The sequence below is a fragment of the Bacillus sp. 1A genome, assembly GCF_052682215.1.
Window position 1 is genome coordinate 2,010,069 of record NZ_JBQYLZ010000001.1, and the last position, 20,860, is coordinate 2,030,928.

The 20,860-nt window shown below is 36.5% G+C and carries 21 protein-coding genes and 4 other annotated features (1 of these 25 running past the window's edge); of the genes, 14 read left to right on the forward strand and 7 right to left on the reverse strand.

What is annotated here, in order from left to right; genetic code table 11:
* Window positions 1-35, forward strand: a binding site (T-box leader) (it extends 195 nt beyond the left edge of the window).
* Between the two features lie 47 nt (window positions 36-82).
* The 6 genes from thrS to ACUN0F_RS10160 all read left to right on the forward strand — a co-directional run bounded on the left by thrS (window position 83) and on the right by ACUN0F_RS10160 (window position 5,650).
* A complete protein-coding gene (gene thrS / locus ACUN0F_RS10135) occupies window positions 83-2,020 on the forward strand; it encodes a threonine--tRNA ligase (RefSeq protein WP_445539451.1) in 1,938 nt (645 codons plus the stop codon).
* Window positions 2,021-2,230: 210 nt separating this feature from the next.
* Window positions 2,231-2,351: a sequence feature (ribosomal protein L20 leader region), on the forward strand.
* 62 nt (window positions 2,352-2,413) lie between these two features.
* Window positions 2,414-2,917, forward strand: coding sequence for a translation initiation factor IF-3 (infC, locus tag ACUN0F_RS10140; RefSeq protein ID WP_000973214.1), 504 nt, complete (start codon window positions 2,414-2,416; stop codon window positions 2,915-2,917).
* 21 nt (window positions 2,918-2,938) lie between these two features.
* Window positions 2,939-3,139 carry a 50S ribosomal protein L35 gene (gene rpmI, locus ACUN0F_RS10145; protein ID WP_001125946.1) on the forward strand — a complete coding sequence of 67 codons (201 nt, stop codon included), beginning with the start codon at window positions 2,939-2,941 and terminating at the stop codon, window positions 3,137-3,139.
* A gap of 37 nt (window positions 3,140-3,176) precedes the next feature.
* On the forward strand, window positions 3,177-3,533 hold the full coding sequence (rplT, locus tag ACUN0F_RS10150; protein WP_001138364.1) for a 50S ribosomal protein L20: 357 nt from the start codon (window positions 3,177-3,179) through the stop codon (window positions 3,531-3,533).
* A 470-nt stretch (window positions 3,534-4,003) separates the two neighbouring features.
* On the forward strand, window positions 4,004-4,495 hold the full coding sequence (locus ACUN0F_RS10155) for a dUTP diphosphatase (RefSeq protein WP_000365057.1): 492 nt from the start codon (window positions 4,004-4,006) through the stop codon (window positions 4,493-4,495).
* A gap of 69 nt (window positions 4,496-4,564) precedes the next feature.
* Window positions 4,565-5,650, forward strand: coding sequence for a M42 family metallopeptidase (locus tag ACUN0F_RS10160; RefSeq protein WP_000163551.1), 1,086 nt, complete (start codon window positions 4,565-4,567; stop codon window positions 5,648-5,650).
* A gap of 40 nt (window positions 5,651-5,690) precedes the next feature.
* On the opposite strand, the gene ACUN0F_RS10165 is transcribed toward ACUN0F_RS10160, so the two are convergent.
* Window positions 5,691-6,308 (reverse strand): TetR/AcrR family transcriptional regulator, encoded by a 618-nt coding sequence (locus ACUN0F_RS10165; RefSeq protein WP_000023655.1) that lies wholly within the window; start codon window positions 6,306-6,308, stop codon window positions 5,691-5,693.
* A gap of 297 nt (window positions 6,309-6,605) precedes the next feature.
* On the opposite strand from ACUN0F_RS10165, the gene ACUN0F_RS10170 reads away from it, so the two are divergent.
* Window positions 6,606-7,259, forward strand: coding sequence for an HlyD family secretion protein (locus tag ACUN0F_RS10170; RefSeq protein ID WP_264462099.1), 654 nt, complete (start codon window positions 6,606-6,608; stop codon window positions 7,257-7,259).
* A gap of 12 nt (window positions 7,260-7,271) precedes the next feature.
* Entirely contained in the window at window positions 7,272-9,071 is a 1,800-nt protein-coding gene (locus ACUN0F_RS10175) for a DHA2 family efflux MFS transporter permease subunit (RefSeq protein ID WP_046956237.1), read from the forward strand.
* A gap of 21 nt (window positions 9,072-9,092) precedes the next feature.
* Here ACUN0F_RS10175 and ACUN0F_RS10180 read toward each other — a convergent pair whose 3' ends face one another.
* Window positions 9,093-9,449: an ammonia permease gene (locus tag ACUN0F_RS10180; RefSeq protein WP_426969095.1), complete on the reverse strand. Its 357-nt coding sequence runs from the start codon at window positions 9,447-9,449 to the stop codon at window positions 9,093-9,095.
* A gap of 38 nt (window positions 9,450-9,487) precedes the next feature.
* The gene (locus ACUN0F_RS10185) at window positions 9,488-9,859 is read right to left on the reverse strand and encodes a hypothetical protein (RefSeq protein WP_000950053.1); all 372 of its coding nucleotides are present in this window, start codon (window positions 9,857-9,859) and stop codon (window positions 9,488-9,490) included.
* 146 nt (window positions 9,860-10,005) lie between these two features.
* On the opposite strand from ACUN0F_RS10185, the gene ACUN0F_RS10190 reads away from it, so the two are divergent.
* Both ACUN0F_RS10190 and ACUN0F_RS10195 read left to right on the forward strand, forming a co-directional pair.
* Entirely contained in the window at window positions 10,006-10,548 is a 543-nt protein-coding gene (locus ACUN0F_RS10190; RefSeq protein WP_445539452.1) for a sigma-70 family RNA polymerase sigma factor, read from the forward strand.
* Between the two features lie 21 nt (window positions 10,549-10,569).
* Window positions 10,570-11,598: a DUF4179 domain-containing protein gene (locus ACUN0F_RS10195; RefSeq protein WP_445539453.1), complete on the forward strand. Its 1,029-nt coding sequence runs from the start codon at window positions 10,570-10,572 to the stop codon at window positions 11,596-11,598.
* A gap of 27 nt (window positions 11,599-11,625) precedes the next feature.
* Here the strand turns inward: ACUN0F_RS10195 and ACUN0F_RS10200 are convergent, their stop codons facing one another.
* The 4 genes from ACUN0F_RS10200 to sspI all read right to left on the reverse strand — a co-directional run bounded on the left by ACUN0F_RS10200 (window position 11,626) and on the right by sspI (window position 14,340).
* On the reverse strand, window positions 11,626-12,300 hold the full coding sequence (locus tag ACUN0F_RS10200; protein WP_445539454.1) for a lysostaphin resistance A-like protein: 675 nt from the start codon (window positions 12,298-12,300) through the stop codon (window positions 11,626-11,628).
* A 240-nt stretch (window positions 12,301-12,540) separates the two neighbouring features.
* Window positions 12,541-13,254: a lysostaphin resistance A-like protein gene (locus ACUN0F_RS10205; RefSeq protein ID WP_445539455.1), complete on the reverse strand. Its 714-nt coding sequence runs from the start codon at window positions 13,252-13,254 to the stop codon at window positions 12,541-12,543.
* A gap of 139 nt (window positions 13,255-13,393) precedes the next feature.
* On the reverse strand, window positions 13,394-13,951 hold the full coding sequence (locus tag ACUN0F_RS10210) for an HD domain-containing protein (RefSeq protein WP_000554785.1): 558 nt from the start codon (window positions 13,949-13,951) through the stop codon (window positions 13,394-13,396).
* 179 nt (window positions 13,952-14,130) lie between these two features.
* On the reverse strand, window positions 14,131-14,340 hold the full coding sequence (sspI, locus tag ACUN0F_RS10215) for a small acid-soluble spore protein SspI (protein ID WP_000009511.1): 210 nt from the start codon (window positions 14,338-14,340) through the stop codon (window positions 14,131-14,133).
* 82 nt (window positions 14,341-14,422) lie between these two features.
* On the opposite strand from sspI, the gene ACUN0F_RS10220 reads away from it, so the two are divergent.
* The 4 genes from ACUN0F_RS10220 to asnS all read left to right on the forward strand — a co-directional run bounded on the left by ACUN0F_RS10220 (window position 14,423) and on the right by asnS (window position 20,852).
* Complete coding sequence (locus ACUN0F_RS10220; protein WP_445539456.1) at window positions 14,423-15,220, forward strand: TrmH family RNA methyltransferase; 798 nt, start codon at window positions 14,423-14,425, stop codon at window positions 15,218-15,220.
* Window positions 15,221-15,268: 48 nt separating this feature from the next.
* Window positions 15,269-15,497: a binding site (T-box leader), on the forward strand.
* Between the two features lie 43 nt (window positions 15,498-15,540).
* Complete coding sequence (gene pheS, locus ACUN0F_RS10225; protein ID WP_000388220.1) at window positions 15,541-16,575, forward strand: phenylalanine--tRNA ligase subunit alpha; 1,035 nt, start codon at window positions 15,541-15,543, stop codon at window positions 16,573-16,575.
* Window positions 16,576-16,593: 18 nt separating this feature from the next.
* Window positions 16,594-19,014, forward strand: coding sequence for a phenylalanine--tRNA ligase subunit beta (gene pheT, locus ACUN0F_RS10230; protein WP_046956242.1), 2,421 nt, complete (start codon window positions 16,594-16,596; stop codon window positions 19,012-19,014).
* Between the two features lie 142 nt (window positions 19,015-19,156).
* Window positions 19,157-19,408, forward strand: a binding site (T-box leader).
* A 52-nt stretch (window positions 19,409-19,460) separates the two neighbouring features.
* On the forward strand, window positions 19,461-20,852 hold the full coding sequence (gene asnS, locus ACUN0F_RS10235) for an asparagine--tRNA ligase (RefSeq protein ID WP_000432173.1): 1,392 nt from the start codon (window positions 19,461-19,463) through the stop codon (window positions 20,850-20,852).
* Window positions 20,853-20,860 lie beyond the last annotated feature (8 nt).

Here is a 20,860-nt window from a genome sequence, read left to right on the forward strand (position 1 = left end):
AGGGTGGAACCACGAATTCAACACTCGTCCCTTTTTACGGGATGAGTGTTTTTTATTTTGAAAAAAAGAGGAGTGACCAGTGATGGCAGATGTAGTTAAAATTACTTTCCCTGATGGAGCTGTGAAGGAGTTTCCAAAAGGCGTAACAACTGAAGAAATCGCAGCTTCTATTAGCCCAGGCTTAAAGAAAAAAGCTGTGGCTGGAAAATTAAACGATGAGATGATCGATCTTGTTACACCAATCGAAGAAGATGGTGCAGTTTCTATTATTACATTAGATTCTGAAGATGGCTTATACATTTTACGCCATTCAACAGCCCACCTATTAGCACAAGCGTTAAAACGTTTATATAAAGATGCTAAGCTTGAGCTCGGCATTGGTCCAGTAATTGAAAATGGCTTCTACTACGATATTGATATGGAAGAAGCAATTACAGTTGAAGACTTCAAGAAAATCGAAAAAGAAATGCAAAAAATTGTGAACGAGAACTTAGAAATCGTTCGTCATGAAGTGCCACGTGCAGAAGCACTTCGTCGCTTTGAAGAAATCGGCGATGAGTTAAAATTAGATTTAATTAACGATCTTCCAGAAGATGCAGTTATTTCAATCTATGAGCAAGGCGAATTCTTCGATCTTTGCCGTGGTGTTCACCTTCCATCTACAGGGAAAATTAAAGTATTTAAATTATTAAGCGTTGCAGGTGCTTACTGGCGCGGCGATAGCAATAATAAAATGCTACAACGTATTTACGGTACTGCATTCGTTAAGAAAGCAGAATTAGATGAGCACTTACGTATGCTTGAAGAAGCGAAAGAGCGCGATCACCGTAAATTAGGTAAAGAATTAAAACTATTTACTAATAGCCAAAAAGTAGGACAAGGTTTACCACTTTGGTTACCAAAAGGTGCAACTATCCGCCGCATTATCGAGCGTTACATCGTTGATAAAGAAGCAAGCTTAGGCTATGATCACGTATACACTCCAGTACTAGGAAGCAGAGAGCTTTATGAAACTTCTGGTCACTGGAATCACTACCGTGATGGTATGTTCCCATCAATGAAAATGGATAATGAAGAGTTAGTTCTTCGTCCGATGAACTGCCCTCACCACATGATGGTTTATAAAAATGATATTCACAGCTACCGTGAATTACCAATCCGTATTGCGGAACTTGGAACAATGCACCGCTATGAAATGTCTGGAGCATTATCTGGATTACAACGTGTACGCGGAATGACTTTAAACGATGCGCACATTTTCGTTCGCCCAGATCAAATTAAAGAAGAGTTAAAACGTGTTGTAAACTTAACTCTAGAAGTGTACAAAGATTTCGGTTTAGAGAATTATTCATTCCGTCTATCTTATCGTGACCCAGCTGATACTAAAAAGTACTATGCTGATGATGAGATGTGGGAAAAAGCACAAGGTATGTTAAAAGAAGCTATGGATGAAATGGGTCTTGATTACTATGAAGCTGAAGGTGAAGCGGCATTCTACGGTCCAAAACTTGACGTTCAAGTTCGTACTGCTCTTGGAAAAGACGAAACACTTTCAACTGTACAATTAGACTTCTTACTTCCAGAACGCTTTGAATTATCTTACGTTGGTGAAGACGGTAAACAACATCGTCCAGTTGTAATTCACCGTGGTGTTGTATCAACTATGGAACGTTTCGTAGCCTTCTTAATTGAAGAATACAAAGGTGCATTCCCAACTTGGTTAGCTCCAGTTCAAGCGCAAGTAATTCCAGTTTCTCCGCAAGTACATTTAGACTATGCGAAGAAAGTACAAGATGAATTACGTCGTGCTGGTATCCGTGTTGAATTAGATACTCGTGAAGAGAAAATTGGTTACAAAATCCGTGAAGCACAAATGCAAAAAATTCCGTACATGCTTGTAGTAGGTGACAATGAAGTAACTGAAAACGGCGTAAACGTACGTAAATATGGTGAACAAAAATCAGAAACAATTGCATTAGATGCTTTTGTTGATATGATTAAAGTAGAAGGAAAACGATAAGACAGAGCCGCGGTATACCGCGGCTTTCGTATGTATTATAAAAAAGAAAAACTAGAAAAAATAACCAAACTATACTTATCATAAAAAAGTATTGCAAGTATGTTAGTTGTTTGTTACAATATTTCTTGTTGTTAGTAAAACACATAGCGTCTTCTTGACAGACGTCATGTCCTATGATAAACTCATCAAGGATAATAGAATATTGTTTTGTGGAACAAGTAGAAGCACCCGCTTCTCACCTGATGGACGCATTCGCAGTTTACAGGTAAATGTATTTCTTACTTAAGAATTTACAAGTGTGGGTGTCGTATGCCCGCACTTTTTTTGTCGGGTTCTATGACTACAAAAGATGTTCTGAAAAAACCTTGGAGGTGGCTTACTATTAGCAAGGATATGATGATTAACGAGCAAATTCGTGCACGTGAAGTACGTTTAGTTGGTGCAAATGGCGATCAACTTGGAATCAAGTCTCGTAATGACGCTTTAGACTTAGCTGCAAATCTTAATCTTGATTTAGTATTAGTTGCTCCAAATGCGAAACCGCCAGTATGCCGCATTATGGACTACGGTAAATTCCGCTTTGAGCAACAGAAGAAAGAAAAAGAACAGCGCAAAAATCAAAAAGTAATTAGCATGAAAGAAGTTCGTTTAAGTCCAACAATTGACGAACACGACTTTAACACAAAACTTCGTAATGCTATCAAGTTTTTAGAGAAAGGCGACAAGGTTAAAGCGTCAATTCGCTTTAAAGGACGTGCCATTACTCATAAAGAAATCGGTCAACGTGTTTTAGATCGCTTCTCAGAAGCTTGTGCTGAAGTTAGTACAATTGAATCTAAGCCTAAAATGGAAGGACGTAGTATGTTCTTAGTTTTAGCACCGAAAAACGATAAGTAATAGATAGAGGAGGAAATACCTATGCCTAAACAAAAAACTCATCGCGGCTCTGCAAAGCGTTTCAAAAAGACTGGATCAGGTAAACTGAAACGTTCTCACGCTTACACAAGCCATTTATTCGCTAACAAATCTACAAAAGCTAAACGTAAACTACGTAAAGCTGGTGTAGTAAGCGCTGGTGACTTCAAACGCATTCGTCAAATGCTTGACAACTTAAAATAAGTTCGGCTGATATATAGAACAATTAGGAGGTAATATTATGCCAAGAGTAAAAGGTGGTACAGTTACTCGTCAACGTCGTAAAAAAGTTATAAAATTAGCAAAAGGTTACTACGGTTCTAAGAGTACATTATTCAAGGTTGCTAACCAACAGGTTATGAAATCTCTAATGTATGCATTCCGTGACCGTCGTCAAAAGAAACGTGACTTCCGTAAATTATGGATTACACGTATCAACGCAGCAGCTCGTATGAATGGTCTTTCTTACAGCCGTTTAATGCACGGTCTTAAAAATGCTGGCATCGAAGTTAACCGCAAGATGCTTGCTGACTTAGCTGTTCATGACGAAAAAGCTTTCGCTGAATTAGCAACAGTTGCAAAAAACAACATTAACTAATTAATTAGTTGAAACCTTAGAAGATTTTTCTTCTAAGGTTTTTTTATTTGTATGCAAAGAGAAGTATGTCGTTATCGATATGACAAAATCAATATAAAAACTATAGCGATATAGAAGAATATCTATATGAAGCCAGGAGAATTCTCCTGGCTTTTTTCAATTATCCCCCTTTGGAAAGAAGAGTATCTTTCCTACCTGAAACGACACTGCTATAATGGAAAGATGATATGGAACTTTCATCAGATAAAATAAATTTTTTATCAGTGGACAATCCCCGGATAATGATTAACTATCACCAATCGGAGTGAACAATCTAATAGTGATGATTGAAACGTATTTGTAAATTAAGGACAAGCTATTTTGTAAAGAGATAAATGGCTGACTTATTAATAAGAAACGAAAAATAATAATGAACTTTGAGATGAAACAACATTGTTGCGTAAAATGCGATGTTGGAGGAGGACAATAGAATGGACTTACTACAACTATTTAAATTACAAAAAGAATTAGATGACCGTATTGTGAAAGAGCATGATTTACAACCGAAAAAGTTGTTAAAAGAAAAAATGTTAGCTCTTCTTGTAGAAATTGGAGAACTTGCAAATGAAACACGTTGTTTTAAATATTGGAGCAACAAACCAGCATCAGAACGTGAAGTAATATTAGAAGAATACGTAGATGGCTTGCATTTTATTTTATCAATCGGAATTGATTTAGGTATTGATAAAAACTTCCTATTCTATAAATGTGCACAAACGAATAAAACACAAGTAGAAATTTTCTTAGACACATATGCGAAAGTAATTCGTTTTACAGATCAACCATCTATTACGAACTATATTGAATTATTTACAAGCTACCTTCGACTTGGACAAGCGCTAGAGTTTGAGCAAGAAGAAATTGAAAAGGCATATTTAGATAAAAATGAAGTAAATCATCAGCGTCAAACACAAGGATATTGATTTAATTTTTGAATATTTCAATTTCCTTTTGTATAATGAAGTGACTGAAGAAAAAGGAGGGTGTTGGCAATGACAAAATTAGACGCGACATTGACAATGCTAAAAGAATTAACAGATGCACGTGGTATTGCGGGTAACGAGCGTGAACCACGCGAAGTAATGAAGAAATATATTGAGCCGTTTGCGGACGAACTTTCTACTGATAATTTAGGAAGCTTAGTTGCGAAAAAAGTAGGGGAAGAAAACGGCCCGAAAATTATGGTTGCAGGTCATTTAGATGAAGTCGGCTTTATGATCACACAAATTGATGACAAAGGTTTCCTTCGTTTCCAAACGGTTGGTGGCTGGTGGTCACAAGTTATGCTTGCGCAGCGCGTGACAATTGTAACGCGTAAAGGAGATGTAACAGGTGTAATTGGTTCAAAACCACCGCACATCTTACCTCCAGAAGCGCGTAAAAAGCCAGTTGAAATTAAAGACATGTTCATCGATATTGGTGCTTCTAGCCAAGAAGAGGCAATGGAGTGGGGCGTACGACCAGGCGATCAAGTTGTACCTTACTTTGAATTCCAAGTGATGAAAAATGAAAAAATGTTACTTGCAAAAGCATGGGATAACCGAATTGGTTGTGCAATTGCAATTGACGTATTAAAACAATTAAAAGATGAAAAGCATCCAAACGTTGTATACGGCGTAGGGACTGTACAAGAAGAAGTTGGTCTTCGTGGTGCGAAAACATCTGCGAACTATATTAAACCAGATATCGCGTTCGCAGTAGATGTTGGCATCGCTGGAGATACGCCAGGTGTAACGGCAAAAGAAGCGCAAAGTAAAATGGGTGACGGACCACAGATCATTTTATATGATGCTTCTGTTATTGGACATACAGGTTTACGTGACTTTGTAGTTGATGTTGCTGATGAATTACAAATCCCGTATCAATATGATTCAGTAGCGGGCGGTGGAACGGATGCAGGCGCAATTCACATTTCTGCAAATGGTATTCCGTCTATGGCAATTACGATTGCAACGCGCTACATTCATTCTCATGCGGCAATGTTACACCGTGATGACTATGAAAATGCAGTGAAGTTAATTGTAGAAGTTATTAAACGTCTTGATAAAGAGGCTGTACATAACATTACATTTAATTAATAGAAAAAGCGAAGGAGATTTTCCTTCGCTTTTTTATGTTTTAAAAAGGTCGTTCTAATCCTGCAGCAGTATGAGCTCCTAAAATAATTAAACGAGTTAATTGCATGGCCATAAAATGCGGGGTATAAATCATCCCTCTTTTTAACCATGACATAATCATCCCGATATGAGCTCCTGTCACATAACTAATTAAAATATCACGAGGAACCATAAGATCTTTATCATCTGGCTGTGAAATAGACAAGCTTAATGTTAAATGTGTTTGTATTGTTTTCATCATTTTATAAGAGTAGTTTCCAGCGGCTTTATCACCAAGCATAACGTTATAGAAGTTCACATTTTCTGCGATATGTTCGAACAAAGCCAAAAATGTCGGATGTGGTGAATCAAATGTAAGTTGAAACTCTTCTTTATTTCTATTTTTCGGCTTAATAACTTCTGTTAACTTCTCTAACATTTCTTCAATGCTTTTGTCTAATAGGTCATATTTATCATGGTAATGGCTATAAAACGTAGCGCGATTTACAGGAGCACGTTCTGCAATATGTTGAACAGTTACATCATCAAATCCTTTTTCGCCTACTAAAGCGACAAAAGCATCCTGTATGAGTTGTCTCGTCCGCTTTACACGTGGATCATTTGTATTTTTAATAGACATTTTTACTTCCCCTCGTTTAATTTTCTATACTTAAACAACATATAGGTATTATATTGTTGTTTAAGCGACATTTCATGCGTAAATTGTCGGTTGTAGATTCAAAATAATTATTTATAATTATAAACGATAGTCCTTCAGAAATCAGCACCGCTCGCAGGTAGATAAATTTCAATTTACACCGCAGATGGTGTGATTTTTTTGTTTAAAAGTTAATATAATTAACAATTAAACAATCTAAACAATAAGGACGTAAATAGTTTAGAAAAAAATTATATGCGATATAAGGAGAGGAATGCAATGAATCAGTTTCGAAGAATGGTGATTATCAACATTATCACATTAATTGTACTAGTTGGCGGCGGTATTGGCGGTTATTACTATTACAATCAAGCGGAAAATTATTTAAAAACAGAAAATGCAAAAATTGATGGAAAGGTAATTCCGATTGCATCACCAGTAGCAGGTAAATTAACTGACTGGAAAGCTGAAGTAGGAAAGAATTACAATGAAAATGATAAATTAGGTGCTGTTACTGTAGCGGCAGCAAATGGAGAACAAACAATAGATGTAACAATTCCACAAAATGCAACAATTGTACAATCAAATGCAACAACAAATGCTTTCGTTGGAGCAGGTAGCCCAATTGCTTATGCATTTGATATGAACAATTTATGGGTAACAGCAAACATTGAAGAAACAGATGTTGACGATGTACAAAAAGGTCAAGATGTAGATGTGTATGTAGATGCATACCCAGATACAACGTTATCAGGAAAAGTAGAGCAAGTTGGATTAACAACAGCGAATACATTCTCTATGTTACCATCAAGCAACGCAACAGCGAACTATACGAAAGTAACACAAGTAGTACCAGTTAAAATTTCTTTAGATCATAGTAAATCAGTAAATATTGTTCCTGGAATGAATGTGTCAGTTCGTATTCATAAGTAAGGGGGAGATGAGATGTCCTCAATTGCAATTGCAGGATATGCACTATTTTGTATAATCGTCTTCTTCCTTGTAAATCGTCTTTTACGAAAGAAAAAAACGAACGTGGGAGAAGAACAAGTCCCAGCCGTAAATAAAATAGAAGTAAGTAAGGTAGAAACAGAAGAGAAAGAAATTGAACGAAAGCAAGAAGCAGAAATTTCTAATGTAGTTGAGTTAGAAACAGGAAAGCAAGAAGAAGTAAAACAAGAAAAAGAAGTGCCGAAAAAACAAATGTCTACGCCTGTAGAAAATGTGAACGTAAAAGCAGTTGTAGCTGTATTAATTCTCGGCATGTTCGTTTCTATTTTAAACCAAACAATTATTAACGTTGCATTGCCTCCGTTAATGAATGAATTTAACGTATCAACTTCAACAGCACAATGGTTAATTACAGGCTTCATGCTTGTAAATGGTATTTTAGTACCGATTAGTGCCTTTTTAGTTTCACGATTTACGTATCGTAAATTATTCGTAGCGGCAATGTTATTCTTCACGGTAGGATCTATCATTTGTGCTATTTCAGGAAACTTTACAATGATGATGACGGGCCGCGTTATTCAGGCGGTGGGTGCAGGTATTTTAATGCCGGTTGGTATGAATATTTTCATGACATTATTCCCGCCTCATAAGCGCGGAGCAGCGATGGGATTACTAGGTGTAGCGATGATTTTAGCACCAGCTATCGGACCAACTGTAACGGGCTGGGTGATTGAAAATTATAGCTGGAACTTAATGTTCTATGCGATGTTTATTATCGGTTTAATTATTACATTCCTATCTTTAAAATTCTTTACACTAGCTCAGCCAGTATCTAAAACGAAGTTAGATGTATTCGGTGTTGTTAGTTCAAGTATTGGACTAGGTAGCTTATTGTACGGATTTAGTGAAGCAGGAAATAATAGTTGGACTAGTGCAGAGGTTGTTATTTCACTTATCATTGGTGTAGTAGGTATTGCGGTATTTATTTGGAGAGAGCTAACAACAGACAATAAAATGCTTGATTTACAAGTGTTTAAATACCCAGTATTTACTTTTACTTTAGTAATTAATGCAATTGTTACGATGGCATTATTCGGAGGTATGTTATTACTTCCGGTATATCTGCAAAACATTCGCGGTTTCACACCGATAGAATCAGGTTTATTACTACTGCCAGGATCATTAATTATGGGGATCATGGGACCTATTGCAGGTAAACTATTTGATAAGTATGGTATTCGTCCGTTAGCAATTGTCGGTTTAGCCATTACAACGTTTGCGACATATGAATTCACAACGTTATCGATGGATACACCGTATAGCGTTATTATGACGGATTATATTATACGTTCGATTGGTATGTCATTCATTATGATGCCAATTATGACAGCAGGTATGAACGCACTGCCGATGAAATTAATTTCTCACGGTACAGCAACGCAAAATACGTCAAGACAAGTAGCTGGTTCAATTGGAACAGCGATATTAATTACACTTATGACGCAACAAACGACTGCTCACGTAGCAGATTACGGCAACATGTTAACAACGTCAAACCCAATTTTAGTTGATAAAGTACACGGCATGGGGCAAAGTTTAGCAGCGATTGCTGGATCAGCGCAAGCAGGAGATGCGATGAGCACGCAACTATTATTTGGACAAATTTCAAAGCTATCTGCAATTAACGGTATTAACGATGCCTTCTTAATTGCAACGATACTCGCAGGGATTGCTTGGGTGTTATCGTTCTTCTTACCGTCAGGCAATAAATCAAATAGAAAAGCAGGGAATTAATTTCCCTGCTTTTTTGTCTTTTTAAAGAGTGAGATATAAAAAATGATAACCAGTTACGGAGCACAGCCCTGCTAGAAATAAAATTGTCCCCATAGAACGAATACTTGATATTTTTCTTCCGCTTATAATAGCTAATAGTCCAGCTAAAGAGAAGAAACCCCAATATAAAGTTCCCGAAATTGGAACCATCCCCTCTAAATCTATTCCATAACCTATACAAATAATAGGAACAACGATAAGTGAAATGCTAATTAAACCAGCTATAATAGTAAGTGATTTACGACATTTAATACCAGCAATAATTAAAAAAGTACCAACGATAAATGCGCATAACATTAAAGTAAGAGCTAAAATCATCCAAGTTAATATTCCAAACATTTTTGTATTACCTCCGATTTGTAGGTTGCTAAAAAATATTATATATAGAATGAATCACCTACAGACATGAGTTCCCAGAAGATAACACCTAATATTCCAGTGGTAAAAATAATGAATCCCATATTACGTATACTTTTAATTTTGGCTTGTACTCCACTTACCCCTGCTAATAATCCAGTTAAAGAAAACAGTATCCAATATAAAGTTGTTGAAATAGGGAGGATTGTATTGCTATCCACTCCCATGCCCCAAAAAACAAAAGGTAGTGTGACAAAGGAGAAGCTAAGTAGCCCCATTAAACCAACAAATAATTTACGATGTTTCATGCTAGTAACAATTAAAAAAATACCACCGAACAATCCGCATAAAACAAGAAGTGGCATATAAACAACCCAAAGTAAGCTCAACATATATAGTCTCCTTCTATAGTAATCAGTTATATTTTACTACATGAGGTTTATTTTGGATATTATTAATAAATATGTATAAATTGATAGAAATGAGAAGTAATGATACGAATTAATAGATATAGAGAACGTTAGAGAGGAGGGTGCATATGAAAATTACAGAAGAGAACGTTGCAATGCAGCTAAGGAAAAAGAATGAAAAAGCATTATACTTTATTATCGACGAGTATGGTGGACTTATAAAAAGTATTATTCAGAAGCATTTAGCTTCGTTTCAAGATGTACAAGAGGAATGTATGGATGATGTGTTATTAGCAATTTGGAATCATATTGAAAAGTATGATGAAGAGAAAAATACTTTAAAAAATTGGATCGCGGCTATTACAAAATACAAATCTATCGATTATGCGAAGAAATATGCGAAAACAGTAAATGAAAAAGGGTTAGATCAAATAGGTGAAATAGCGATGCATACCGATACGACTAAAAATGAAATTAGTAATGATATGGAACATATATTAGATCATTTAAAGAAGAACGATAAAGAAATCTTTATGAAGCATTACGTGGAAGAAGATAGTGTAGAAAATATTGCAGAGAAAATGGGAGTGAAAACTTCTTTTATATACAATCGTCTATCGAGAGGACGGAAGAAGTTAAGGTCATTATTTTTACATAACCGGATGAAATAAATAAGAAAAGAGGTGAAGAAAATGAAAGATCCATATGAAATGTTAAATGATATAAAAATGGATGAGAATGAATATGAAGAGGTTAACTTAACGCACATAGAGAAACAGAAAATAAAAAAGCGAATTCGTAAAAAAATAAACAAGAACAAAGCTCATACGAAACGGAATGTAGCGATTGTAACATCGGCTGCGGCATTATTTATTATGATGATGACTGTAGATATGAGAAGGATGATTGCGGATATACCGTTAATCGGAAGTAAAATGGAAGACTATGTAAACAGTAGAGGGGAACCTTTAAAAGAATATAAAACGACAATAGGACAAACAGTTAATGATAACGGTGTAGAAGTACGATTAGATGAAGTGATGATAGATGAAGGGCAGATTATTGTTAATAGTACGTTTAAGTCTAACAGTGTTAATCTAGGGGGGATTTTTTTACCGCACCCAGATGTTTATATAAATGGAAAAGAGTTAAATGGTAGTGGTGGTGGAGGTAAACAAAAAGTAAATGATTATACATACACATTTTTTACTACTACAAATTTGAAAGATTCACAAATGAATCCAATGGTATTGGATGGGGAACTAGATATACAAATTGTATATAGAAGACTTATGCCGTTAAAAGGTAAAACATCAATAAAAGGAGAATGGGGATTTTCTTTTAAAGCATCTGGAGACAAATTAAAAGCAGAAACGAAAACAATCCCAATCCATAAACATTTTAAATTAGAAAATGGTCAAAAAATAGAAGTGGAAGATTTAAAAGTTTCGCATATATCTGCGAAGTTGAACTATAAGATGTTGAACGGAACAAAGTTAGATGTAACATTTATGGGAAAAGATCAAGATGGGAAAGAGCTAAAACCAGTTTCAGGACATACACTATCCAAAAATAGTTATTGGCGGTTTGAAAAACTAGAGGATAATGTAACGAAAATTATACTGACACCTGTCCTAACTTCTGGTGAAGAAGGAGAAAAGAAAACGGATTATCGAAAAGTGCTAACGGAAGAAGAGTTCGAAGTTGTGATAAAAGAGTAAAGAGAGGTATCGTGATGATACCTCTCTTTATCCTAAAAAGGCTAACATATTATTCATAATATGAAGTAATATAGCTGGAATAATGGATTTTGTTTTTTTACATAAAATGGCCATAAATAGACCCATGATGAACATACTAAACATCACACCAGTTGAGTATATATGACCTATTCCGAAGAGGAAGCTAGACCCAAACGCTGCAATCCAAAATGGGAAGCGCTGTTGTAGGAAGTGAAGAATAATACCGCGGACTATAAGTTCTTCAAAAATAGGTACAAGTATAGCGCCACCTATTAGCAATAATAGTTTGTATTGTTTTAACATTTCTAGGTCTAAAGCGGATGACTGCTCTTTTACCGCATCAGGAAAAATATTATTAATTATAAATATATCATTAACGATATGTAGTCCGTAAAAAAGAATGATATAGATGTATGTGCTTACTTTTTTTAATGCTGTAAAGTTTAGTGTTGGGACAATTAAATTTCTTAATGGCTTATATGCATAAATTAAAATTAATAAAATGCACAATACAAATAAATGCCTCCCAAAAGTAGTAAGTGATTTTGTTAAAGCAATTTGTTTTGGATCGGTTAAACCTTCTGTATAAATAACGGTAGGAAGGCCTATAAAGAGATTGGCTAGGAATCCTGTTCCCCAAATCGCAAAAACGAGTGAAAATAGAAATTGTGAGAGTGACATAGGGTGTTTTTGTGGGTAAGTTAGTTGCGTGGCTTGTATAATAGTGAATCACCTATCCTTACTTGTTTTATAGTTATATATATAAAGATTATAGAATATTTATACAAAAAAGTCATCAGTGTAGTAAAAATGATATTTTGAAGCTAATATTTACAGACAGTAATGATTTTACATTGATGTTCTGTGCAAACGGAAGAGTTTGAAGTTGTAATAAAAGAGGTATCGCAATGATACCTCTTTTTAGCTCAAAAATGCCAACATATTATTCATAATATGAAATAACATAGCTGGAATAATGGATTTTGTTTTTTTACATAAAATAGCCATTAATAATCCCATGAAGAAAGTAATTACCATTACGCCAAGTGAGTATGTATGAGCGATACCGAAGAAGAAGCTTGTTACGATAGCTGCAATCCAAAATGGAAAGCGTTCTGAGAAGAAGCGGAGTATAAAACCACGGAAAATCAGCTCTTCAAAAATTGGTGTAAGTATTGCGAAGCCGAGAAGTAATAATATTTGATACTGCTTGAAAGCATCTAAGTTAAGTGCGGAAGATTGCTGCTTTGTTGCGTCTTGGAACATATAATTTAACAAGATGTAATTGAGTAAAATATTTATAGTGAAGAAAAGAAGTAAGTATACGTATGTATGCCATTCTTTAAGTGCTTTAAAGTTAAAAGATTTTAGTAGTAATTTTTTTGCGGGTTCGAATTTAAAAATGAAGAATAACAACACGGCTAGTTGTAATACGATACTTGCAGTATTTGCAATAGATTCATACAGGGCAATTTGTTTTTTATCTGTAAGACCGGCTGTATAAATTGTTAAGGGCATTGCGAGGAACACAGTAATAAGTCCGGTTCCGAAAAAAGCGAATAAAACGGAGCTAATAAATTGTCCCCATGACATAGAGTATTTCTGTTCATTAGAAAGTTGTGTAGCGGGTTGCATTTGTAAAATCACCTCTTTATATTTGTATATTTAATTGTAAAGTATTTTGTTTTTATATGTAATATTTAAATATTACATATAAAGGTGTATTTTCCATAAAATAATAAAAGAGGTATCACCCTATAGTGATGCCTCTTTCTCATTGATAACTATGTTCTGCCTTGTTATTCGATTTTGATTGCTCTATTTGCAATTCACGTTCTACCAATCGGTCTAACTGCTGAATAGCTTTAAGTGCTTTTTCATAAGAAATCGTTCTATAATGATGCGCTCCGCCCGGTTCTTCATCTGCTTCGTCTGCCCATTTAATAATGTTTTGAAGAGATGTCCTTTCAATTTCTTGCTGTACTAAGAAAGAATCTGTATGAAGAAGAATCGCGATAGAAATTTCTTTTGCTAGTTTCGGATGTTCCCCTAATCTAATAAGTAATTTATGAGCTCTTTCTGCTCCTTTAATTGCATGGATATCATTCTTTTTATACAAGTCATAATCCCATTCTCCCTCACTGTACCATGTGTGATGTCCGATATCATGAAGGAAACCAGCTTTTGTTGCAGCATCGACTGAGGCGTGATGCTTTTTAGCTAAGTGAAACGCATGGTAAGCGACAGCAATCGCGTGGACCATCCCAGAACGATTTACGTATTTTTGTGTAATATGGTGTTTGAAAATTTGTTCAAGCGTAATACGGTGCATAAAACATTCACTCCTTTTTATCTAATGGTGTCTATAAAGAAAATCGATCGGTTTAAATGTATTTTGAACATTGTACTCCATCGGGGTAGCGTTAGTAAAGTAGAAATGTTTAGGAGAAGAAAAATTTTATAGACATAAAAGGTCACCTTAGTTTTTTTTCTAAGGTGACCTTTTATTGTTTATTTTTTTAATCCCTGCTCCAGTGTTCCTAACATTTCGTGTTTTTCATTTTCATCAGCATTTTTCCAAATGACTTCGAATAAAACGCCAAGACCTGGAAGCATTTTTTCTTCACCGCTTTGAATTGCATCGACAATCGTTTCTTGTAATTGATCTTGTGAATTTCCAGATACATTCGCTAATACAGCACCGCGTAAATTAAAACTCATTATTTTCACCTCTTCTTCAGAATTGAAACTGACGTTAGTTTTTGTTCTTTTTTATGTAAATATGTATGAAAAATAGGCTATAATGATAAGACAAGAAGAGAGGGAAATACATATTATGAAAAACATTGATTCAGTGCAAAATCCGCGTGTGAAGCAGTGGAAAAAGCTGCAGACGAAAAAAGAGCGCGATAAAAAAGGTTTATTTTTTGTAGAAGGATTCCACTTAGTGGAAGAAGCTTTAAAAGCAGGAGTTGTAACAGAACTTATCGTTTCTGATCAGACAGATCTTCCGAAAGATTGGACAGTTAATGATGTGGAAATGTATATCGTACCTGAAGCAATCGTAAAAGTACTACGTGAAACAGAAACGACGCAAGGGGTATTTGCTGTTTGTGAGAAACATGAGAGTGAAGTAGCTCTTGCAGATGGAAAGTTTCTTTTATTGGATGGTCTTCAAGACCCGGGCAACTTAGGGACAATTATTCGTACAGCTGATGCAGCTGGTATTCATGCTGTTGTGCTTGGAGAAGGATGCGTTGATGCATATAATAGTAAAGTGCTTCGCTCTACACAAGGTTCTATTTTCCATTTACCAGTTGTAAAAGGGAACTTAGAAGAGTGGGTAGACAAGTTAAAAGAAAATAACGTTCCTGTATATGGAACAGCTCTTGAAAATGGAGTTCCGTATGGTGAAGTAACGCCAGCTGGTGGTTTTGCATTAATTGTAGGAAATGAAGGAAGCGGCGTAAGCCAAGAAATTCTTGCAAAAACGGATCAAAACTTGTATATTCCGATTTACGGCGGGGCAGAATCATTAAATGTTGCGGTTGCAGCAGGGATTTTAACGTATTATTTACAAAGCCCAGTTGCGAACAAATAAAAAACTTCTTATAATAAGTTGAAGTATATTATATTAAAAGTTAAATAACGAAAAACGTTGATAGAGAAGAGTAACTTACAAAATCGCCATATAGGGAGAGAATGCCTTAGACTGAAAGCATTCTTATGGTAGACGGAAGTGAATTCACCTCTGGAGTTGACGCCAGGACCATATATATGTAAAGGCGTTCCGGTCAGAATTGATCGTTATAACTAATGAGTGGGCAGACCTGGTCTGTCAATTTAGGGTGGTACCGCGAATTTACCTCGTCCCTTTTTGGGAGCGAGGTTTTTTTATTTTTAAAATTAGGAGGGTTCCAAATGGAAGCACGTTTAAAAGAGCTAAAGCAAAAAGCGTTAGAGCTTATTGAAGAAGCGAAAGAGCTAAAGGGCTTAAACGACGTACGCGTAGCATATTTAGGAAAAAAAGGTCCAATTACAGAAGTATTACGCGGCATGGGAAAATTATCAGCAGAAGAGCGTCCACGTATGGGAGCATTAGTAAATGAAGTACGTGAAGCAATCCAAACGCGTTTAGAAGACAAAATTGGTAACTTAGAAAAAGCAGTAATTGAAGCGAAATTAGCTACGGAAACAATTGATGTTACACTACCAGGTCGTCCTGTTGAAACAGGTTGTCACCATCCGTTAACAGCTGTTGTTGAACAAATTGAAGATGTATTCATCGGTATGGGTTATGAAGTAGCTGAAGGAACAGAAGTAGAAAAAGACTACTACAACTTCGAAGCATTAAATTTACCGAAAGATCACCCAGCGCGTGATATGCAAGATACATTCTACATTACAGAAGAAACGTTACTACGTACACATACATCTTCTGTGCAAGCACGTACGATGGAAAATAATAAAGAAAAAGGCCCAATTAAAATTATTTGTCCTGGTAAAGTGTATCGCCGCGATGACGATGATGCGACGCATTCACACCAATTCATGCAAATTGAAGGTCTTGTAATTGATAAAAACATTCGCATGAGTGACTTAAAAGGTACACTGCAAGTATTCGTGAAAAAGATGTTCGGTGAAGATCGTGAAATCCGTCTTCGTCCAAGTTTCTTCCCATTCACAGAGCCATCTGTAGAGATGGATATTTCTTGTATGATGTGTCACGGCAAAGGTTGCGGCACTTGTAAAGGAACTGGCTGGATCGAAATTTTAGGCGCAGGTATGGTTCACCCGAACGTACTTGAAATGGCTGGTTATGATTCAAAAGAATATCAAGGTTTCGCATTCGGTATGGGCGCAGAGCGTATCGCAATGTTGAAATACGGCGTAGATGACATTCGTCATTTCTATACAAATGATGTACGTTTCTTACAACAATTCAAACGAGCGTAAGGGAAGGAGAGGATAAGTATGTTCGTATCATATCGTTGGTTACAAGAGTATGTAGATATTAAGGATGTAACAGCACAAGAACTAGCAGACAAAATCACGAAAAGTGGTATTGAAGTAGAAGGTGTTGAAGTATTAAATAAAGGTGTAAAAGGTGTTGTAGTTGGTCACGTATTAGAATGTGAAAAACACCCAGAAGCTGATAAATTAAGCAAATGTTTAATCGATATCGGTGAAGAAGAGCCCGTTCAAATTATTTGTGGAGCTGCTAATATTGCAAAAGGTTTAAAAGTACCAGTTGCAAAAGTTGGTGCTGTACTTCCTGGTAACTTCAAAATTAAAAAAGCAAAACTACGCGGTGAAGCTTCGCACGGTATGGTTTGTGCGCTTCAAGAGCTTGGTATTGATGGAAAGTTAGTTTCAAAAGAATATGCAGACGGTATCTTCATCTTCCCAAGTGACGCTGAAGTTGGTGCAGACGCACTTGAAATTTTAAACTTACATGATGAAGTACTTGAGCTTGGTTTAACACCAAACCGTGCAGATTGCTTAAACATGTTAGGTGTTGCATATGAAGTCGCTGCTATTTATGGCCGTGAAGTAAAACTTCCAGCTATCAGCTTACAAGAAACGGCAGAAAAAACTTCTGATTACATTTCTGTAAGTGTAGAAGCGAAAGAAGAAAACCCATTATATATTGCAAAAATGGTGAAAAACGTAAAGATTGGTCCATCACCAATGTGGATGCAAACGCGCCTTATGGCAGCTGGCATTCGTCCAATTAGCAATGTAGTTGATATTACAAACTACATTTTAATGGAATACGGTCAACCGTTACATGCATTCGATTACGATAAATTAGGTTCAAAAGAAATCGTTGTTCGTCTTGCAAAAGAAGGCGAAAAAATTGAAACGTTAGATGATCAAGAGCGTACGTTACAAAGCCACCACCTTGTAATTACAAACGGAACAAAAGCTTTAGCTGTTGCTGGTGTAATGGGCGGAGCGGATTCTGAAGTTACAAATGAGACAGTAAACGTTTTAATTGAATCTGCATACTTTGCAGGTCAAACAGTGCGCCGTACATCAAAAGACTTAGGTCTTCGTAGTGAATCAAGCGCACGTTTTGAAAAAGGAATCGACCCAACACGTACATTTGAAGCAATTCAACACGCAGCTGCTTTAATGGCAAAATACGCTGGCGGAGAAGCACTTGAAGGTGTAGTAGAAGCTGACAACTTACAAGTACAAGAGCGTACAGTATCTGTTACTGCTGAAAAAGTAAACCGTGTATTAGGTACAAATATTTCTGCAAGTGAAATGGGTACAATGTTCACAAACTTGAAATTCCCATTCACAGAAGTAGAAGGAACATTCCATGTGAATGTACCAGCACGTCGTCCTGATATTACAATTTCAGAAGACTTAGTAGAAGAAGTGGGTCGTCTATACGGTTATGACCACATTCCAGTTACATTACCTTCTGGAACAATGACTCGTGGTAAATTAACATCAGCACAAACGAAACGTCGTAAAGTACGTCGATTCCTAGAGGGTGCTGGTTTATATGAAGCGATCACATATTCATTAACAAGCGCTGATAAAGCGAAGCAATATATGGTTGAGCCAAATGAAAAAGCTCCTGTAAACCTTGCACTTCCAATGAGTGAAGAGCGTAGCCAACTTCGTTTAAGTTTAGTACCGCAATTACTAGAAGCTGTTTCATATAATGTGGCACGTAAAAACGATAGTGTTGCTTTATACGAAGTAGGTTCTGTCTTCTTACCAACAGAAGCAGGAGAACTTCCGAAAGAAGAACAACATCTTGCAGGTGTTATGACAGGACTTGCTCTTCACCATGCATGGCAAGGTGAGAAGAAAGTAGTAGACTTCTTCGTTGTGAAAGGTGTACTAGAAGGATTATTCGACGTACTTGGCGTTGCAAACCAAATCACTTATGCACCAGCAAAACGTGAAGGTATGCACCCAGGTCGTACAGCTGACATCGTATTAGATGGCGAAGTAATTGGTTTCATCGGTCAATTGCACCCAGAAGCAGAAAAACAATTAGATGTGAAAAATACATTCGTATTCGAATTATCTCTTGTAAAAGTATTTGGTGCAGACGCAGAAGAAACTTACTACGCAGCAATTCCACGTTTCCCATCTATGACACGTGATATGGCTGTTGTCGTAACAAAAGAAACAAAAGCTGGCGAAATGAAGCAAGTCATTGCTGAAGCTGGCGGAGAACTTCTGAAAGACGTAACGTTATTCGACTTATACGAAGGTGAAAAAATGGAAGAAGGCAAGAAGTCACTTGCATTCTCTATGACCTACTTCGATGCAGAACGTACGTTAACAGACGAAGAAGTAACAGAAGCACATAACCGTGTATTAACAACGGTAGAAGAGAAATTTGGTGCGGAGTTACGTAAGTAATAAAAGATTGCCGGATTAAGTCCGGCAATTTTTTTATGGCACGATTGTCGGAAAATCGATATATTACAAAAATCGCTGATATATTTTTTGGTATCTTGCATCTTTCTCTCGAATGTAGTACATTAATTTTAGTTTAACAAAATGAAAGACGATGATAAGGAAAAGTAGTATATACTATAATCCAAAGCGAGTCAGGGACGGTGAGAGCCTGATGAGGCGGTATATGTGAAGAACACCTTGGAGTTGCTAACCGAAATTGAAACTTGTATTCAAGAGTAGGCTTAGACGGGAATCCGGCCTGTTACAAACCGGGAAGTATGTATTACATACGAGTTAAAGTTGGTCTTTATGACAAATTGGGTGGTACCGCGAAGTTTAACCTTTCGTCCCTTTATGGATGAAAGGTTTTTTTGTATTTAAATATATGTGCAAAGGAGAATTTCACTATGGAAAACACATTAGTAAAAAGTCTGTATAGAGATACAGATAAATACGCAGGTCAAACAGTACAAGTATCAGGGTGGATTCGTAACTTACGTGATTCAAAAGCATTTGGTTTCATCGAATTAAACGACGGTAGCTTCTTCAAAAGCGTTCAAATCGTTTTCGATACAGAGTTAGAAAACTTCAAAGAAATTGCAAAACTTCCACTTAGCTCTTCAGTTAAAGTAGAAGGTACAGTAATTGCAACGCCTGGAGCGAAGCAACCATTTGAAATTAAAGCAGAAAAAATTGATATCGAGGGCTTATCAGATTCTGATTACCCACTTCAAAAGAAACGTCATACGTTTGAATATTTACGTACAATCGCTCACTTACGTCCAAGAACAAATGCATTCTCTGCAACGTTCCGTGTACGTTCTGTCGCAGCATTTGCGATTCACCAGTTCTTCCAAGAGCGTGGATTCGTACATGTTCATACACCAATCATCACTGGTAGTGATACAGAAGGTGCAGGCGAAATGTTCCGCGTAACAACGCAAAATTTAAACAACGTACCAAAAGGTGAAGACGGACAAGTTGATGAATCAAAAGACTTCTTCGGCAAAGAAACAAACTTAACAGTAAGTGGACAGCTGAACGCTGAAGCTTATGCATTAGCATTCCGTGACGTATACACATTCGGACCTACATTCCGTGCAGAAAATTCAAACACAACTCGTCATGCAGCTGAGTTCTGGATGGTTGAGCCGGAGATTGCATTCGCTGAATTAGGCGACGTAATGGATCTTACAGAAGATATGCTGAAATATGCAATGAAATACGTACTAGAGCATGCACCAGAAGAAATGGACTTCTTCAACAGCTTCGTTGATAAAACAGTTCTAGAGCGCATGAACAACGTAATTAACTCTGACTTCGGTCGTATCACATATACAGAAGCAATTAAAGTACTTCAAGAATCGGGTGCTGACTTCAAATACCCAGTAGAATGGGGTATTGATTTACAAACAGAGCACGAAAGATACTTATCAGAAGAAATCTTCAAACGCCCTGTATTCGTAACTGACTATCCGAAAGACATTAAAGCGTTCTACATGCGTATGAATGAAGATGGAAAAACAGTAGCTGCTACTGACCTTCTAGTTCCTGGCATCGGCGAATTAATCGGCGGAAGTCAACGTGAAGAAAGAATGGACGTTTTAGTAGACAGAATTAAAGAATTAGGTATGAACGAAGAGGACTACTGGTGGTACTTAGAACTTAGAAAATACGGCGGTACAAAACATGCTGGATTTGGTCTAGGTTTCGAGCGCTTCCTAATGTACATTACTGGCATGGCTAACATCCGTGACGTAATTCCATTCCCAAGAACTCCAGGTTCTTCTGAGTTTTAAGATATGAA

What these genes read in the sequence shown, in the direction of transcription:
- ACUN0F_RS10165 (WP_000023655.1), bottom strand. Translation starts at nt 6,308, where the DNA reads ATGTCTATTAAAAATACAAATGATCCACGTGTAAAGCGGACGAGACAA.
- rplT (WP_001138364.1), top strand. Translation starts at nt 3,177, where the DNA reads ATGCCAAGAGTAAAAGGTGGTACAGTTACTCGTCAACGTCGTAAAAAA.
- ACUN0F_RS10175 (WP_046956237.1), top strand. Translation starts at nt 7,272, where the DNA reads ATGTCCTCAATTGCAATTGCAGGATATGCACTATTTTGTATAATCGTC.
- ACUN0F_RS10170 (WP_264462099.1), top strand. Translation starts at nt 6,606, where the DNA reads ATGAATCAGTTTCGAAGAATGGTGATTATCAACATTATCACATTAATT.
- thrS (WP_445539451.1), top strand. Translation starts at nt 83, where the DNA reads ATGGCAGATGTAGTTAAAATTACTTTCCCTGATGGAGCTGTGAAGGAG.
- sspI (WP_000009511.1), bottom strand. Translation starts at nt 14,340, where the DNA reads ATGAGTTTTAATTTACGCGGTGCTGTATTAGCGAATGTATCTGGAAAT.
- pheS (WP_000388220.1), top strand. Translation starts at nt 15,541, where the DNA reads ATGGAAGCACGTTTAAAAGAGCTAAAGCAAAAAGCGTTAGAGCTTATT.
- pheT (WP_046956242.1), top strand. Translation starts at nt 16,594, where the DNA reads ATGTTCGTATCATATCGTTGGTTACAAGAGTATGTAGATATTAAGGAT.
- ACUN0F_RS10220 (WP_445539456.1), top strand. Translation starts at nt 14,423, where the DNA reads ATGATAAGACAAGAAGAGAGGGAAATACATATTATGAAAAACATTGAT.
- ACUN0F_RS10160 (WP_000163551.1), top strand. Translation starts at nt 4,565, where the DNA reads ATGACAAAATTAGACGCGACATTGACAATGCTAAAAGAATTAACAGAT.
- rpmI (WP_001125946.1), top strand. Translation starts at nt 2,939, where the DNA reads ATGCCTAAACAAAAAACTCATCGCGGCTCTGCAAAGCGTTTCAAAAAG.
- ACUN0F_RS10180 (WP_426969095.1), bottom strand. Translation starts at nt 9,449, where the DNA reads ATGTTTGGAATATTAACTTGGATGATTTTAGCTCTTACTTTAATGTTA.
- asnS (WP_000432173.1), top strand. Translation starts at nt 19,461, where the DNA reads ATGGAAAACACATTAGTAAAAAGTCTGTATAGAGATACAGATAAATAC.
- ACUN0F_RS10210 (WP_000554785.1), bottom strand. Translation starts at nt 13,951, where the DNA reads ATGCACCGTATTACGCTTGAACAAATTTTCAAACACCATATTACACAA.
- ACUN0F_RS10190 (WP_445539452.1), top strand. Translation starts at nt 10,006, where the DNA reads ATGAAAATTACAGAAGAGAACGTTGCAATGCAGCTAAGGAAAAAGAAT.
- ACUN0F_RS10185 (WP_000950053.1), bottom strand. Translation starts at nt 9,859, where the DNA reads ATGTTGAGCTTACTTTGGGTTGTTTATATGCCACTTCTTGTTTTATGC.
- infC (WP_000973214.1), top strand. Translation starts at nt 2,414, where the DNA reads ATGATGATTAACGAGCAAATTCGTGCACGTGAAGTACGTTTAGTTGGT.
- ACUN0F_RS10155 (WP_000365057.1), top strand. Translation starts at nt 4,004, where the DNA reads ATGGACTTACTACAACTATTTAAATTACAAAAAGAATTAGATGACCGT.
- ACUN0F_RS10195 (WP_445539453.1), top strand. Translation starts at nt 10,570, where the DNA reads ATGAAAGATCCATATGAAATGTTAAATGATATAAAAATGGATGAGAAT.
- ACUN0F_RS10205 (WP_445539455.1), bottom strand. Translation starts at nt 13,254, where the DNA reads ATGCAACCCGCTACACAACTTTCTAATGAACAGAAATACTCTATGTCA.
- ACUN0F_RS10200 (WP_445539454.1), bottom strand. Translation starts at nt 12,300, where the DNA reads ATGTCACTCTCACAATTTCTATTTTCACTCGTTTTTGCGATTTGGGGA.